Raw genomic sequence first — 15,091 nt, 5'->3', positions numbered from 1 at the left:
CCCCCGAGGCACCCCGTCAGGAGACGCCCTTGTCCGAGAACACCGCCACCCCCAGCGACTGGCTGACCGGCGCGCGCCCCCACACCTGGGCCAACGCCGTCGCCCCGGTCCTCGCCGGCACGGCCGCCGCCGTGCACGACGGGCAGGCGTCCTGGGTCCGTGCCGTCCTCGCCGGGGTCGTCGCCATGGCACTGATCATCGGGGTGAACTACGCCAACGACTACTCCGACGGCATCCGCGGAACCGACGACGACCGGACCGGGCCACTACGCCTCACCGGCTCCGGCCTGGTCCCGCCCGAGCGGGTGAAGTACGCGGCGTTCCTGAGTTTCGGGGTCGCCGGGGTGGCCGGGGTGATCCTGTCGCTGATGTCGGCGTGGTGGCTGGTCCTCGTCGGGGCCCTGTGCATCCTCGGCGCCTGGTTCTACACCGGCGGGAAGAACCCCTACGGATACCGGGGGCTGGGCGAGGTCGCCGTCTTCGTCTTCTTCGGCCTGGTGGCGGTCACCGGAACCGAGTTCACCCAGTCCGGGACCGTCAGCTGGGTGGGTCTGCTGCTGGCCGTGGGAGTGGGGAGCCTGTCTGCGTCGGTGAACCTGGTCAACAACCTGCGTGACATCCCCACGGACCGGGAGGCCGGCAAGACCACTCTCGCGGTGATCCTCGGCGACCGTCCGACCAGGGTCCTGTACGTGGCGCTGGTGTCGGTGTCGGTGCTCGTCACCGTGGCGGTCTCGGCGACCGGTATCGCCGCGTTGATCTCCCTGGCCGCTGTGCCGCTGCTGTTCGTGGCCGCCCTCCCGGTGGTGCGGGGCGCCGGCGGGAAGGACCTCATCCCGGTGCTCGGGCTCACCGGACGGGCGATGCTGGTCTGGTCGCTGACGATGTTCGTCGCCATGCTGCTGGAGTGATCAGCGGACATCCGGCGGCACAACCCGCCCTTGTGCTGACGGAGCAACCCCGTAGGTCGCTCATACCGACCTACGGGGTTGCTCACTGCATGAGGCTTGTTGGCCGGACCCGTTCGCGGGAAGGTCCCGGCCGCCGATTCGACAGGATTCGGCAGTCAGTCCAGCCGCTCCTCGAGCTGCGCCCGCATCTGCTCCTTGTGCGCCCGCCGCCCGGCGTCCCGGACGGCGATCTGCTCGTTGACGCGCAGACGCAGGTTCTTGAACAGCAGCATCGACAACGGGAGGGCCACGATGAGGGCCAGCAGCGCGCTCATCAGCAGCGGGAAAGACTGCCCCATCCCCATGAGGATGGCCACCGACTGGATGACGACGGTCAGGACGACGAACACGAGCACCCTGGCCAGCCCGTACAGCGCGATGTCACGCCACGCCCGCGCCGGAAGCCTGCCCGGGGTCAGGTCGGCTCCGCCTGTGCCGACCGCACGACCCGGGTCGACTGTGCTGTCTGAACTGCTGTTGTTCTCGTCCACGGCCCCCACTCTACGACCCCGCGCTCCACGGCCCCAAACCCCGCCGGCCCCTGTTCGCTCCCGGCCCACTCCCTTCGCTGAACGCTATTCACACCCGTTGATCGACTCGGCGCCCGCAGGTGGTTAGCATGGAGGAAGACACGTCGGTCCGACACCGACCACCCCTACGCCGACAGGAGGTCGACAACAATGGGACGTCTAGTGATCGTTGTGCTCGTGATCGTCACGGTCATCGTTCTGTGGAAGGCATTCGGGCCGAGGACGTGGAACACCGCGTCACGCCCGCAGCAGAACACGCAGTTCCCCACGCTGGGCCGTCAGAGGAAGCCGGAGGTCACGACCAAGGGGCCGGACGACGACCCGGACTTCCTGTGGAACATCAAGAAGGAACGTTTCAAGGCCCAGCGCGAGGCGGAGAGACGTGAACAGGAGGCCGTGGACCGGGCCCGGCGCGGTGAACACTGGAAGGACGACAGGAAGACCGCCGGGGACAGCGGTTCACCGTCCGCCCAGGCCGACGGCACCCCGGACACCGATCCCGGCACCCCCGACAGCACGGGGACCGGGGACGCGCGCGACAACAGGGGCTCCCGGGGCTCCTCCGGATCCTCCGACCCCTCAGGCCCGTCCGGCTCCGGCGGCCCGCAGGAGAAGAAGGACGGGGAAGCCGGCTCCCAGGGCTGAGAACCCCGCTCCAGACGCTTCAGACGCTTCAGACGTCCTTGCCCCGTCTCAGCAGTGTGTTCAGGTACCCCGCGTACGCCGACGCTCCGTGGGAGGCGGCCCGCTCGGCCAACTGGCTGTCGCTGAGGTAGCCCATGCGCCACGCCACCTCCTCGGGACAGCCGATCTTCAGCCCTTGGCGTTCCTCTATGGTGCGCACGAAGTCACCGGCGGCCATCAGGTTGTCCACGGTGCCCGTGTCCAGCCAGGCCGTTCCACGGGGGAGGATCTCGACCTGGAGTTCACCGCGCTCCAGGTACGCCCGGTTGACGTCGGTGATCTCCAGCTCGCCCCGCGCAGAGGGTTCCAGCGACCGGGCGACGTCCACGACGTCCGGGGCGAAGAAGTACAGGCCCGGCACCGCGAAGTGCGAGGTCGGGTCGGCCGGTTTCTCCTCCAGCGAAGTGGCCTTCCCGTTCTCGTCGAAGTCCACCACCCCGTAGGCGGACGGGTCGGCGACCCAGTAGGCGAAGATCGCACCCCCTTCGACGTCGTGGAACCGGCGCAGCTGGGACCCCAGGCCGGCACCGTAGAAGATGTTGTCGCCGAGCACCAGTGCCACCGGCTCGTCACCGATGAAGTCGGCGCCGAGGACGAACGCCTCCGCCAGGCCGTTGGGGGCGTCCTGGACGGCGTACTCGATGCTCACGCCGAACTGCGACCCGTCACCGAGCAACCGGCGGAACTGGCCGTTGTCCTCGGGGGTGGTGATGACCAGGATCTCGCGGATCCCCGCCAGCATCAGTGTGCTCAGCGGGTAGTAGATCATCGGCTTGTCGTAGACCGGGACGAGCTGCTTGGACACCCCGAGGGTGATGGGGCGCAGCCTGGATCCGGTGCCACCGGCCAGGATGATGCCCCGCATCACTCGCCCTCCCAGTTCTCCGCGTCGTCCTGCGCCTGCTCCCAGGCCAGCCGCAGCTCCTTCTCCCATCCCCGGCACTCGTTCCAGGAGGGCAGTGCCGGGCCGTCGCGCCCGATGTCCGCCACGGTGGGCGCCTCCCGGTCCTTGTCGGAGAGCACCGCGTCGGCGGCCGGGACGCCGAGGGCGTCCCAGTCGATGCCGAGCTCCGGGTCGAACGGGGTCACGGCGTGTTCGGCCTGCGGGTCGTACCCCTCGGAGACGAGGTAGCTCACCGTCGCCCCACCGGCGCCGGCGGGGACGCCGAAGGCGTGGCCCACCCCGATCGGGACGTACACGCCGTTGCGCTTCTCCGCGGAGAGTTCCACGGCGACGTGCCTCAGGTAGGTCGGCGAACCACGTCGCAGGTCCACGAGGACGTCGATGACGCGGCCCGCCACGCAGGTGACGTACTTCGCCTGTCCCGGCGGCACGTCGGCGAAGTGGATCCCGCGGACCACCCCTTCCCGCGAGGTCGACAGGTTCGCCTGCGGGATGTCGAGGGGATGTCCGAGCTTGTCGGCGACGACGTCGGCGCGGAACCACTCGTGGAAGGTGCCCCGGTCGTCGGCGAAGACGCGGGGTTCGGCGACCCAGGCGCCCGGAATCTCCAGGTCGGTGATCTCGTTCATGACCACCAGCCTAACGTCATGGTGCCCCGGCGGACGTCAGAGACGCCCCCACGGGCCGATCACCAGCATCTTCCCAGCTCCTTTATCTTGAAACACATATCTTCTTGACTGTAATGTCCTTGTGATGAACAAAGTGCGACTCGGGAAGGTCGTGGCACGTGCCACGAAACCACTCACGCCTGCCCTCAGGAAACTGACCACCCCACTGACCCCCGCCGACTACGCGGGTCTCTTCGACCCGCTGCGCGGCCGCGAGGTGCGGGGACGGATCACGGCGGTGACCCGCGAAGGCGGCTACACCACCCTGACCATCTCCCCCGGCCCCGGCATCGCCGCGATCTTCCACGCGGGCCAGTTCATCGGCCTGGGCCTGGAGATCGACGGACGGTGGCGCTGGCGCTGCTACTCACTGACCAACGCCCCCGTCCGCTCGGGGCACGGCCGTTCCCGGACGCTCACGGTGACGGTCAAGCCCGTCCCCGGCGGGGAGGTCTCCGGCCATCTCGCCGAGCACGCCACCGTCGGCCAGATCATCCGGCTCACCGCCCCCGGCGGGGACTTCCACCTTCCTTCCCCACTGCCCGCACGGCTCCTGTTCGTCACCGCCGGCGCGGGCATCACCCCGGTGATGTCCATGCTGCGCTGGCTCCGTGAGGAGAACACGCCGGAGACCTGGCCGGACGTCGTCCACATCCACAGTGAGCGCGGTCCCCGCCCGCCGGAGCCCTTCGCCGACGAACTCGACGCACTCGCGGACGCGGCACCGTCCTACCGGCTGACCATGTGGAACTCCTCGCAGGACGGCCGACTGACCGTGCAGGACGTGACCGGCGCCGTCCCGGACTGGGAGTCCCGCGAGGTGTTCGCCTGCGGTCCCGGCCCACTGCTCGAGGCGCTCGCCGAGACCATCCCCGACATCCACACCGAGACCTTCCACGCCCAGGGCGCCGCGTCCGGCAACGCCGGGACCTCACCTGACCCCGCGGAGCTCGGCGGCGAGATCGAGTTCGGCGACAGCGGAGTCGTCACCACCTCGACCGGGTCGACGACCATCCTCGACGCCGCGGAGAACTGCGGTGTCAGCCTCGTCCACGGGTGCCGGATGGGCATCTGCCGGACATGTGTCACACCGATCACCGACGGCACCGCCGTGGACCTGCGGGACGGCTCCACCTACGGCCCCGGTGAACAGATCCGCACCTGCTGCAGCGTCCCGTCAGGGTACGTCCACCTCGCTGGCAACTGACCGCCACACCCATCTCCAGAAGGAGCGACACACACCATGGCTGTACAGGACATCACCGCCTACGCCCACCTGTCGGACGAGGACGTCCGTGACATCGGTCGCCGGCTGTCGGCGATCGAGAAGGCGCACCGCGAGTCCCTCGGCGCCCGCGACGCCGACTACATCAAGACCCTCATCCGCACCCAGCGTGCCCTGGACCTCATCGCCCGCATAGCCACCGCCACCTCCTCCACCGTGGCGGTCCCGGCGGGCATGATGCTCGGCCTGGCCAAGATCCTCGAGAACCTCGAGATCGGCCACAACGTGATGCACGGGCAGTGGGACTGGATGAACGACCCGGAGATCCACTCCTCCACCTGGGAGTGGGACAACACCGGCCCGTCGTCGGGGTGGAAGCACTCCCACAACGTGGTCCACCACACCTACACCAACATCATCGGCATGGACAACGACGTGGGATACGGCATCCTGCGCGTCACCCGGGACCGGGCGTGGACCCCGCAGGCACTGATGCAGCCACTGGTCAACGTGGTACTGGCCAGCCTGTTCGAGCTCGCCGTCGGCTTCTACGACGTGGAACTGGGACGGTACTTCACCGGACGTCAGAGCTGGGAGGAGACCCGGCCGCGGCTGATCGCCGCCGCCCGGAAGACCGGCCGGCAGTTCGGCAAGGACTACATCGGCTTCCCCGCCATCGCCGCCGCCACCGGTTTCCTGTTCCCCGGCTCCATCGGCGGACGGAAGCTCTCCCGCGCGGCCGGGGCGAAACGTCGCGCCGGCGCCGCCCTGAAGACCGCGCTGATGGCCAACCTCATGCGCAACGTGTGGGCCTACGCCGTGATCTTCTGCGGGCACTTCCCCGACGACGTCGAGACCTTCACCCGCCGCACCCTCAGCGAGGAGACGCAGGACGAGTGGTACCTGCGCCAGATGCTCGGTTCGGCGAACTTCCGCGGCGGCCCGGTGCTGTCGGTCCTGTCCGGCAACCTGAACTACCAGATCGAGCACCACCTCTTCCCCGACATGCCGTCGAACCACCTGGCGGAGATCAGCAGGGAGGTCGAGAGCATCGCCGACGAGTACGGGCTGCCCTACAACACCGACAGCTTCCCGAAGCAGCTGCTGCAGGTCCAGCGCACACTGCTGAAGCTCTCCCTCCCGAACTCCATGCTGCGGGCCGACCCGTCGAACGCCCCTGAGGTCCGGTCGGACGCCGCCTTCACCGACAACCCGGAGATCGCGGAGCAGACCGGGCACCGTCAGCTGAAGAAGGGCCTGGCCCTGCTGAAGAAGGCACGCCCGAAGTTCCTGGCGTGACAGGCTGCCAGGTCAGTCCCAGACGACCGGGTCATTCTCCCCCCGGTCCTCCACCGCCCCGTCGAGGTCGTAGGTGAAGGCCATCCCCGTCGGACTGATCCCCCGGCGCGGGTCCTTGTCGACGTAGCTGAGCACCGCGCGGGTGTAGCCGGTGTCCGGCTCCACGTCCGCGGGTTCGGCGGGCAGGGTGTCCTCCCCGTCGACGCCGCACTGCTCAGTCCCTCCGTGGACCACTCTGTTGGCCTCGTGGGCCTTGTCGTCCACCGGGACCAGTTCCGGCGCCGTGGGCGGGTCCGGGTTCTCGGGCGGCTCTGCGGCGTCCTCCGCTTCCAGCAGTGTGACCGTGTAGGTCAGGCACACGAAGGTGTCGACGTCGTCGTTCGCGTCGTCGGTCAGCGGGACCTCGTCGGCACCGATCTTCTCCGGCTCCTTCGCCGTCACCTTCCAGTACCGTGGTGCGTCGACCGTGCCGGTGACCACGTAACCGGCTTCTCCGAAGGACAGGGTGGTTCCGGGCTCCGACAGCTCCACCCCGTCAGGTGCGCCGTCAACGACGGCGTCCGGCAACCGGGCAGACACGAACTCCGCCATCCCCCCTGCACCCTCTGCGCTGTCCGTCTCCTCCGCCTCCTGCGACACCGCAGCGCCGGAGGTGTCCGTCGGTGCGGGGTCGCCCCCGTCACCGGGTACGGAGCAGGCGACGACGGTGAGGGCCGGTACCGTCACGACGGCGAGTGCGGCACACTTCCACTTCTGCGACACAGTCATGCCACGAAGCCTATCGTCGCGACGCACCGGCGGTCACAGACACCCGTACGGGGTCAGTTCCAGTAGATGTCCTCGGCACCCTCGAGTTCCGGGGACTCCACGGAGAAACTGAACTTCAGACCCGTGGGACTCACACCCGAGTTCTCGTCCTTGGCGACGAAGCTGAGGATCGAGTCCTTGTAGACCTTGCCGACCTCCAGGGAATCGGCGGTCGAGGGCAGTTCGTCGGACTCGTGGATCCCGCAGGTGTTGGACATGTCCATGAAGATGGAGTTGGCACCGTACCCGTCGTCGCCGATCGCCCTCACCGAGGGCTCGGGCACGGGAGTGGCGTCCTCGGGGTTCGTGCCGTCCGACCCCTCCCCCAGGTAGGTCATGTCGTAGTCGACGCAGACGAAGTGGTCGACGTCCTCGTTGCCGTCCTCCAGCTCCGCGGCGTCGGCGGGCAGGTCGCGCATCTCGCCCGGGGTGATGTCCCAGAACCGGGTCGGCCCCTCCCGGTGCTTGGTCACCACGTGGCCGGTCTCGTCCAGGGAGAGCTTGCTCCCCGGGGCGGTGAGCTCGAACCCGTCCGGCGCCCCCTCGAAGGTCACGTCGGAGCTGGTGTCGGAGTCACTGTCCGACGCCGAGCCGGACTCCGTCGCGGAGGAGTCCCCGTCGTCGGAGGAGCATGCGGTCAACGCGAGCGCAGGAACAGCCAGCCCTGAGATAAGTGCGAGCTTCCACTTCTTGAAATCAGTCATGTGAGGGAGATTACCCTACGCGACGTCCTCCCAGGTCAACTCCGGGCGATGACTTCCTCGGTGTCCCGGTAGCTCTCCTCCGCGTCCTTCCTGCTGACCTCCCACCACGAACGGTTGTCCCGGTACCACTGCACCGTGTCCGCCAGCCCCGCGGAGAAGTCGGTGTAGCGCGGCGTCCACCCCAACGACGTCATCGACGACGGGTCGATGGCGTAGCGGCGGTCGTGCCCGGGACGGTCGGTCACGTGGAGCACGTCACCGGGGTCGCGCCCGAACAGCTCCAGCAGCGCCTCCACGCACTCCCGGTTCGTGCGTTCCCCGTCCGCCCCGATCAGGTAGGTCCCGCCGGACTCCCCGTGCTCCAGGACCGTCCAGACCGCGTCATTGTGGTCGTCGACGTGGATCCAGTCGCGGACGTTGTCCCCGGCGCCGTAGAGCCGCGGGGTCTCACCGTCGATGAGCCCGGTGATCTGGCGCGGCAGGAACTTCTCCGGGTGCTGCCTCGGCCCGTAGTTGTTGGAGCAGTTGGAGATCGTGGCACTGAGACCGTGGCTGCGCACGAACGCCCTGACCAGGTGGTCGGCGGACGCCTTCGACGCCGAGTACACCGAGGACGGCGCGTACGGGGTGTCCACCGTGAAACGGTCTGTGCCGTCCAGGGGCAGGTCACCGAAGACCTCGTCGGTGGAGACGTGGTGGAGGTGCACCCCGTGGCGCACGCAGGCCTCCGCGACCACGCCGGTGCCCTCGGTGTTGGTGCGGACGAACCGCAGGGGGTCCCGCAGGGCGTTGTCGTTGTGGCTCTCCGCGGCGAAGTGCACCACCGCGGCGGTTCCCCCGGCGGCCTCGGCGTCCCGGCCCAGGGCGGCGACGAGACCGTCGACGAGGACGGCGTCGCAGACGTCCCCCTCCGTCAGTGTGACACCGTCCGGCCCGGTCACCCCGGCCAGGTTCGCCGGGTTCGCCGCGTAGGTCATCGCGTCCAGGACGGTGATACCCACCTCCGGACGGGTGGCGAGAGTGCGGTGGACGAAATTGGCGCCGATGAAACCGGCACCGCCGGTCACCAGCAGGTGGGTGATCCGGCGGTCAGGATGCTGCGTCATGTCAGTTCAGTCCGGCGTAGGAGTGCAGACCCGAGACGACGATGTTGATGAAGAAGAGGTTGAAGACCATCGTCGCGAAGGCCACGACGTTGATCCACGCCGCCGGCTTGCCACGCATACCCGGGGTCGCCCGGGCGTGCAGGTAGGCGGCGTAGAGGATCCAGGTGATCAGCGAGACGGTCTCCTTGGGGTCCCAGCCCCAGAACCGGCCCCAGGCGGCGTGCGCCCAGATCGCCCCGAAGATCACGCCCAGGCCGAAGACCGGCAGAGTCCAGATCGCCGCACGGTACGCCAGGGCGTCCAGCTTGGAGGCGTCCGGCAGCGGGGTGGCCAGCACCCCGAGGACACCCTTCTCCTGCCCGCGCGGCTGGGCGCGGCGCAACACGTAGAGCAGGGAGGCCATGCCGGAGACCAGGCCGATCCCGCCGCCGACGGAGACCACGGAGACGTGGATGACGAACCAGTAGGAGTTCAGCGAGGGCACGACCGGCGCAACGTCGGCGTAGAGCTCGGTGCCGGCGTAGAACAGCAGCAGGACGATGGGGGTGAGGATCCAGGGCCACAGCACACGCATGGCCTTACGCCTCAGGACGTAGCAGGCGATCACCATGGACACCGCGGAGACCACGGACACGTACTCGAAGAGGTTGCCCCACGGGAACCGGTTGGCGGCCAGGCCACGCACGACCACGAACAGGACGTGCATGGCCACACCCAGCCAGATCACGGCCTGCGCCATGCCACCCCAGCGGTCGGTCCGGCGGAAGCGTTCACGGATGGACTCCACCTGGAACCGCTCGGGGAGCTCGTCCTCGCTGAGCGAACCGGTGGCGATTCCCGAGACGTCGTGGCTGCCACCGTCGGCGAGGTCCTTGTCGTCGGTGCCACCTTCGGTGTCGGCGGCGACAGCCCCGGCGGCGACGGCGACCTTCTCGCGGTCGCGCCCGGCCTTGTTCTCACCGAGGATGCGGGCCCGTTCGCGACGGGTCTCCGTGGCGGACCGGTACATCCCGTAGAACACCAGCGAGACCGCGAGGCCGAGCAGGTACAGCGCCACCGTGGTGGTGTAGGCAAGGTCGGAGAAGTCCGCCAGCCCTTCATTGAGGTCGTGGATGTCCATCCGTCAGTTCCTCCGTCGATGATGACTGGGCCGTAACACGGCCCACGTTACTGGGCGCCCGCGCCCGAAACCAAAAGTGAGCAGGGGTTCAGCGTTCCTCAGGACGGTCTTCCGGACCGTCCCCCTGACCCTGCTGATCTGGCCGGTCCGACCGGTCCGACAGGTCCGACCGGTCGGCGAGCTCACCGGAGTCCACCTCGCGCTGGATCTCGCGGTCGAGCTCGTCCTCCCAGTCCTCCCACTCGCTGTCGGTCTGGTCGAACTCCTCGTCGAGCTCCTCCTCGTCCAGGTGGAGCAGTTCTTCGGCCACGCGGTTGAACTCGCGTCCCCAGCCCGCCGAGTCGGTGCGCGCCAGGCCGGCGATCTGCAGGTGGGTGGTGCCGTCACCGTTGTCGGTGACACGCACCCAGAAACGGCGACGCTTGATCGTCAGCGAGCCGACGAGGCTCACCAGCATCAGGATCGCGAACCCGAGGACGAACGGGGTCGTCGGATCGCGGCTGATCTGCAGGTTCACGAACTCCTCGGCACCGTCGAAGGAGATCTCCGTGCCGTCGTCCAACGTCACCGACTCGCCCTGCATCAGGTTGACCCGGTCGAGCTTCTGTAGGGCACCGCTGTGCAGCTGGTTGGAGTCCAGCGAGAAGATGTCCTGGCCTGTGCCGGCGTCGAGCCCGGTGTCGCCACGGTAGATGTCGATGGCCACGGCCGGGTCGTTCATCGCCGGGTAGCTCGAGGTCAGAAGGGCGTCGTTCTCCCCGGAGAACTCCGCGGTGGGCGCGAACAGCCCCTGGATCGCCAGCTGGTTCTGCCGGCGGTCGTAGAGGTCCTCGTACATGCCCGCCGGAGGGTCCATCTTGACCGCGCCGGACGACAGGAAGTTGGTCAGGTCGTCCGGACGGAACTGAATGGTCTCGGTACGCTCCTCACCGTTGGGCCACTTCACCGTGAAGGTCGGCGCGTAGCCGTGCCCCTGCAGGTAGACCATGTCGCCGTCGACGTTGAGCGGGTGATTCACCCGCAACTGGGTCTTGTCCCAGTCCTCGGTCGGCAGCATAGCCCGGTCACCCTCGGCGTAGTCGATGTCCGAGGAGAAGCTGGTGGCCTGCCCGGACGGCAGGTACTCCGCCTCGAAGTTCTTCACGTTCACGCAGAACGGTGTCAGCGTGGTGCCGTCGAAGAGCGGGCCGTAGCGCATGGAGTCGAAGTTGGCGACCGCCGAGTTGCAGAACTGCGAGCTGGCGGAGTCCGTCCCGGTGACGACGATGACCTGGCCTTCGTAGTACACCAGGCGTCCGGCCATCACCGCGACGAGGATGCCGACGAGGGAGAGGTGGAAGACCAGGTTGGAGGCCTCCCGCAGGTAACCGCGCTCGGCGGCGAACGACCACCGGCCTGCCCGGTCGTCGGCGGCCTCGGTCGCGCCGCCGCGCCACCTGCGGAAACGACGGGTGACCTGGTCCTGCACCTCCCCCGCCGGCGCCTCGACGGTCCCCTCGACGAAGTTCGGCATCCGGGTCAGCCGCTTCGGCGCCGACGGCGGCCGGGTGCGCAGTGCCTTGTAGTGGTCCCAGCTGCGCGGCAGGATGCAGCCGATCAGCGAGAGGAACAGCAGGACGTAGATCGCCGCGAACCAGGTGGAGCTGAAGACGTCGAACAGCCCGAGCTTGTCGTAGATCTCACCGATCCGGCCGTTGTTCTCGATGTACTCGGTGACGTTGCCGGCGTTCAGCGACCGCTGCGGCAGCAGGGCGCCGGGCACCGCACCGAGGGCGAGGAGGAACAGCAGGACCAGTGCCGTCCGCATACGGGTCAGCCACTGCCAGGCCCGTTTCGGTAGACGCAGGAACCAGCGGATCATGGGGACCTTTCGGGAGAGGACTTCGGTTGATGCCTAGGGTTGATTCCTAGGGTTGATTCCTAGATCGGCAGCGTGGTGTCCGACACCACGCCCTGACGGATCCAGTCGACGAACAGCGCCCACTGGCCGGAGACCAGCAGGATGCCGACGAGGACCAGCAGTGCACCGCCGACGATCTGGATGGTGCGGGAGTGCCTCCGCAGCCAGCCGACCCCGCGCAGTGCCCTGGCGGAGCCCAGGGCGACAAGGACGAACGGTAGTCCCAGGCCCAGGCAGTAGGAAATGATGAGGACGACACCACGCGCGGCGGTCATGCCCTCGGTCCCCGCGGAGACGGAGATGATCGCGGCGAGGGTGGGGCCCAGGCAGGGCGTCCAGCCCAGGGCGAAGACCCCGCCGAGCAGCGGTGCGCCGCCCAGGGTGGACCAGCGCTTCGGCGCCATGCGTGTGTCGTTCTGGAGCGGGCGGATGAACCCCATGAAGACGATGCCCATGACGATCGTGACCACACCGCCGACACGCATCAGCGTCTCCTGGTTGATCTGCAGCGCACCGACCACCCCGAATACCGTCGTCGAGGCGAGGACGAAGACCACGGTGAATCCGGCCACGAACAGCAGTGCGGCGCCGCCCGCACGGCCGCGACGGGCGGTCACCACGGTGCCCTCGCGGGTGTACTCGGTGTCTGCACCGACGACGCCGGCGAGATAGGAGACGTAGCCCGGCACCAGCGGGATCACACACGGCGAGGCGAAGGAGACGAGTCCGGCCACGGCCGCGGCGAGCAGTGCCAGCAGGATCGGCCCGGTGGTGACCGCGTCGGAGAACGCGGTGCCGAGCTCACTCATCGTCGAGCAGCGGCTCCACGGCCGCCCACAGCTCGTCGTCATTGATCTCGCGGAGGAAGACCTTCGCGGGACGGTGCTGCTTGTCCAGCACGATCGTCGTCGGGATGACCGACGCCGGCAGGCCGCCGAGGGCGAGGGCGGACTTGAACGGCGGATCGTAGATCGACGGGTAGCTGATCCCGTTGTCCGTGACGAAGTCGCGTGCCTTGTCCGCCACCGAGTCGCGCACGTTGATGCCCAGGATCGTGCCGCTGCCGTGATCCTCGAACTTCTGCTGGACCCGCTCCAGGTCGTCTGCCTCGCTTCGGCACGGACCGCACCACTGGCCCCAGGAGTTGAGCACCACGACCTGGCCCTCGAAGTCCTTGAGGCCGACCGTCTCGTCCGGCTCCATCAGGGACTCGCCCTGCAGGTCGCCGACGGGTTCGCGGTCCGCCTCGTCGTAGGTGATCTCCGTCTGTCCGCCCGGGGAGACGAACTCGAAGGTGCCGCCCTGGGCCACCGCGTCCGTCCCGGCGGTGTTGCTCTCACCGCAGGCGGACAGGCCGAGTGCCAGCGACGCCGTCAGGACGGCCGCCGCCGTCCGCCGTCCCTGTAGTCTCACGTTCATCACCGAATCAGATCTCCTGTGCAGGCTCCGAGTAGACCATGTCGACCAGGTCGTCGCCCTCGAAGACCAGCGACGTGACCGAGGCGAGTTCGCACCGGCGGGCCGCCGGGTTGTGCCGCAGCGGCAGCCCCTGGACGTCCCGCTGGACACAGACGATGGGCAGCTGGTGGGTGACGCACACCGCCTCGCCGCCCTCGGCGCCGCGGCGGGCGCGGTCGACGGCACGCCACATGCGGTCGAGGATCTCCGAGTAGGGCTCGCCCCAGCTCGGGGCGGTGGGGTCGGTCAGCATGGGCCACCGCCTCGGGTTCCACAGTGCCGACCGGAGGCCCTTGATGTGCAGGCCCTCCAGGTCGTTGCCGGCCTCCAGCAGGTCCCCGTCCACCCCCGGCTCGACGCCGAGTTTCTCCGCCAGCGGTGCCACGGTCTCCCGGGCACGCTCCAACGGGGAGGAGACGACGTAGGTGACGTTGTGATCGGACAGGTCGGCGGCGACCGCCGCGGCCATCTGACGGCCACGGACGCTGAGGTGCCAGCCGGGCAGGCGACCGTAGAGGATGCGGTCGGGGTTGTGGACCTCCCCGTGGCGGACGAGGTGGACGATCGTTGTCATGGTGCCTGACACTACCTGGGATGGTGCTCAGCTCATAAGTGACGACACTCCCGCGCACACCGGAGTGAACGACGGTCACCCCTGGAATGTATGCTAGCCTACCCTCATGAATCTCACCGTCCGGCGCCCCACGGCGCGTCCCGTGGCCGCCGTCGCCGCATCCCTGCTGACCACCCTCCTGCTCGTCGCCTGCTCCTCCGGCCCCGGCGGGGACGGCACGGACGGCAACAGCGGTGGCGGCGGTGACGGGGGCTTCGAACCGGTCACCGTCACCCACGCCCTCGGCGAGGCCGAGATCACCTCCGAACCACGACGCGTCGTCACGCTGGGGCAGGGCTCCGCGGAGACGGCCATCGCCCTGGGCGTGACACCGGTGGCCACCGAACGCTACGACTGGGGCGCCGACGACACCGGCCAGCTGCCCTGGATCCGCGAGGCGGTCGAGGAACGCGGCGACGAGATGCCTGAGCTCATCACCGGCGGTGAGGAGGTCAACGCCGAGGAGATCGCCGCCCTGGAGCCCGACCTCGTCCTCGCCCCGTGGTCCGGCCTGACGCAGGACCAGTACGACCAGATCAGCGCGGTCGCCCCCACCGTCGCCTACCCCGAACACCCCTGGACCATCGACTGGAAGGACCAGATCACCACCGTCGCCACGGCGCTCGGGAAACCGGACCGTGCCGCGGAACTCATCGACGGCATCGACGACGACTTCGCCGCCGCCCGCGCCGACAACCCCGACTTCGCCGACCACGACTTCGCGTTCATCTACAACCAGGGCCCCGCCGAGAACATGGGTGTCTTCCTCCCGACGGAGCAGCGTGCCGCGATGGTCGCCAACCTGGGCTTCCCCGTCGCGCCGGTGGTCGAGGAGATGAAGGACGACGAGGTCGTGGGCACCGACTCCGCCCGGTTCAGTCTCGAGGACGCCGACCGGCTCGACGGTGTCGACCTGATCTTCACCTTCTACTCCGACGAGACGAACCGGCGCGAGATGCACGCCAACCCGGTCTACGGCGGCATCACCGCGATCCGGGACGGCGCCGAGGTCGCCCCGACCGACCCGTCCTTCGTGACCGGGTCCTCGATGATCAACCCCCTCACCGTGCCCTGGGCCCTGGAACGCTACATCCCGATGATCCGCGACGCGCTCGCCTGACCG

At 68.6% G+C, this 15,091-nt stretch carries 16 protein-coding genes; 5 read left to right on the top strand and 11 right to left on the bottom strand.

Going from position 1 to position 15,091, the window contains the following annotated elements:
• Window positions 1–29: 29 nt before the first annotated feature.
• Entirely contained in the window at window positions 30–911 is an 882-nt protein-coding gene (locus Q0A34_RS07850) for a 1,4-dihydroxy-2-naphthoate polyprenyltransferase (protein ID WP_291479440.1), read from the top strand.
• Between the two features lie 155 nt (window positions 912–1,066).
• On the opposite strand, the gene Q0A34_RS07845 is transcribed toward Q0A34_RS07850, so the two are convergent.
• Window positions 1,067–1,369 carry a DUF4229 domain-containing protein gene (locus Q0A34_RS07845; RefSeq protein WP_291479457.1) on the bottom strand — a complete coding sequence of 101 codons (303 nt, stop codon included), beginning with the start codon at window positions 1,367–1,369 and terminating at the stop codon, window positions 1,067–1,069.
• Window positions 1,370–1,630: 261 nt separating this feature from the next.
• On the opposite strand from Q0A34_RS07845, the gene Q0A34_RS07840 reads away from it, so the two are divergent.
• Entirely contained in the window at window positions 1,631–2,125 is a 495-nt protein-coding gene (locus Q0A34_RS07840) for a hypothetical protein (protein ID WP_291479439.1), read from the top strand.
• Between the two features lie 28 nt (window positions 2,126–2,153).
• On the opposite strand, the gene rfbA is transcribed toward Q0A34_RS07840, so the two are convergent.
• Entirely contained in the window at window positions 2,154–3,029 is an 876-nt protein-coding gene (gene rfbA, locus Q0A34_RS07835; RefSeq protein ID WP_291479438.1) for a glucose-1-phosphate thymidylyltransferase RfbA, read from the bottom strand.
• Window positions 3,029–3,697 carry a dTDP-4-dehydrorhamnose 3,5-epimerase family protein gene (locus tag Q0A34_RS07830; protein ID WP_291479437.1) on the bottom strand — a complete coding sequence of 223 codons (669 nt, stop codon included), beginning with the start codon at window positions 3,695–3,697 and terminating at the stop codon, window positions 3,029–3,031. Before Q0A34_RS07830 ends, rfbA begins: the two co-directional genes overlap by 1 nt.
• Window positions 3,698–3,821: 124 nt before the next feature.
• Between Q0A34_RS07830 and Q0A34_RS07825 the strand changes: the two genes are divergently transcribed.
• Both Q0A34_RS07825 and Q0A34_RS07820 read left to right on the top strand, forming a co-directional pair.
• Entirely contained in the window at window positions 3,822–4,943 is a 1,122-nt protein-coding gene (locus Q0A34_RS07825) for a 2Fe-2S iron-sulfur cluster-binding protein (protein ID WP_291479436.1), read from the top strand.
• Window positions 4,944–4,979: 36 nt separating this feature from the next.
• Complete coding sequence (locus tag Q0A34_RS07820; protein ID WP_291479435.1) at window positions 4,980–6,260, top strand: acyl-CoA desaturase; 1,281 nt, start codon at window positions 4,980–4,982, stop codon at window positions 6,258–6,260.
• A gap of 12 nt (window positions 6,261–6,272) precedes the next feature.
• On the opposite strand, the gene Q0A34_RS07815 is transcribed toward Q0A34_RS07820, so the two are convergent.
• The 8 genes from Q0A34_RS07815 to Q0A34_RS07780 form a co-directional block, all read right to left on the bottom strand.
• Window positions 6,273–7,028, bottom strand: a complete 756-nt coding sequence (locus Q0A34_RS07815) for a hypothetical protein (protein WP_291479434.1) — start codon at window positions 7,026–7,028, stop codon at window positions 6,273–6,275.
• Between the two features lie 53 nt (window positions 7,029–7,081).
• Window positions 7,082–7,771 carry a hypothetical protein gene (locus tag Q0A34_RS07810; RefSeq protein ID WP_291479433.1) on the bottom strand — a complete coding sequence of 230 codons (690 nt, stop codon included), beginning with the start codon at window positions 7,769–7,771 and terminating at the stop codon, window positions 7,082–7,084.
• Window positions 7,772–7,806: 35 nt separating this feature from the next.
• Window positions 7,807–8,877, bottom strand: a complete 1,071-nt coding sequence (rfbB, locus tag Q0A34_RS07805) for a dTDP-glucose 4,6-dehydratase (protein ID WP_291479432.1) — start codon at window positions 8,875–8,877, stop codon at window positions 7,807–7,809.
• 1 nt (window position 8,878) lies between these two features.
• Entirely contained in the window at window positions 8,879–9,997 is a 1,119-nt protein-coding gene (gene ccsB, locus Q0A34_RS07800; RefSeq protein WP_291479431.1) for a c-type cytochrome biogenesis protein CcsB, read from the bottom strand.
• A gap of 88 nt (window positions 9,998–10,085) precedes the next feature.
• On the bottom strand, window positions 10,086–11,858 hold the full coding sequence (locus tag Q0A34_RS07795; protein WP_291479430.1) for a cytochrome c biogenesis protein ResB: 1,773 nt from the start codon (window positions 11,856–11,858) through the stop codon (window positions 10,086–10,088).
• A gap of 59 nt (window positions 11,859–11,917) precedes the next feature.
• Complete coding sequence (locus Q0A34_RS07790; protein ID WP_291479429.1) at window positions 11,918–12,706, bottom strand: cytochrome c biogenesis CcdA family protein; 789 nt, start codon at window positions 12,704–12,706, stop codon at window positions 11,918–11,920.
• Window positions 12,699–13,316, bottom strand: coding sequence for a TlpA disulfide reductase family protein (locus Q0A34_RS07785; protein WP_291479456.1), 618 nt, complete (start codon window positions 13,314–13,316; stop codon window positions 12,699–12,701). The genes Q0A34_RS07790 and Q0A34_RS07785 overlap by 8 nt, the downstream gene beginning before the upstream one ends.
• A gap of 7 nt (window positions 13,317–13,323) precedes the next feature.
• A complete protein-coding gene (locus tag Q0A34_RS07780) occupies window positions 13,324–13,929 on the bottom strand; it encodes a histidine phosphatase family protein (protein ID WP_291479428.1) in 606 nt (201 codons plus the stop codon).
• A gap of 106 nt (window positions 13,930–14,035) precedes the next feature.
• Here Q0A34_RS07780 and Q0A34_RS07775 point away from each other — a divergent pair, with 106 nt between their 5' ends.
• Window positions 14,036–15,088, top strand: a complete 1,053-nt coding sequence (locus Q0A34_RS07775; RefSeq protein WP_291479427.1) for an iron-siderophore ABC transporter substrate-binding protein — start codon at window positions 14,036–14,038, stop codon at window positions 15,086–15,088.
• Window positions 15,089–15,091: the final 3 nt, after the last annotated feature.

Source organism: Corynebacterium sp., from assembly GCF_022712195.1.
Lineage (GTDB): Bacteria > Actinomycetota > Actinomycetes > Mycobacteriales > Mycobacteriaceae > Corynebacterium.
Note: the sequence above shows the minus strand (reverse complement) of the source record. Positions and strands in the feature narration are given on the sequence as shown.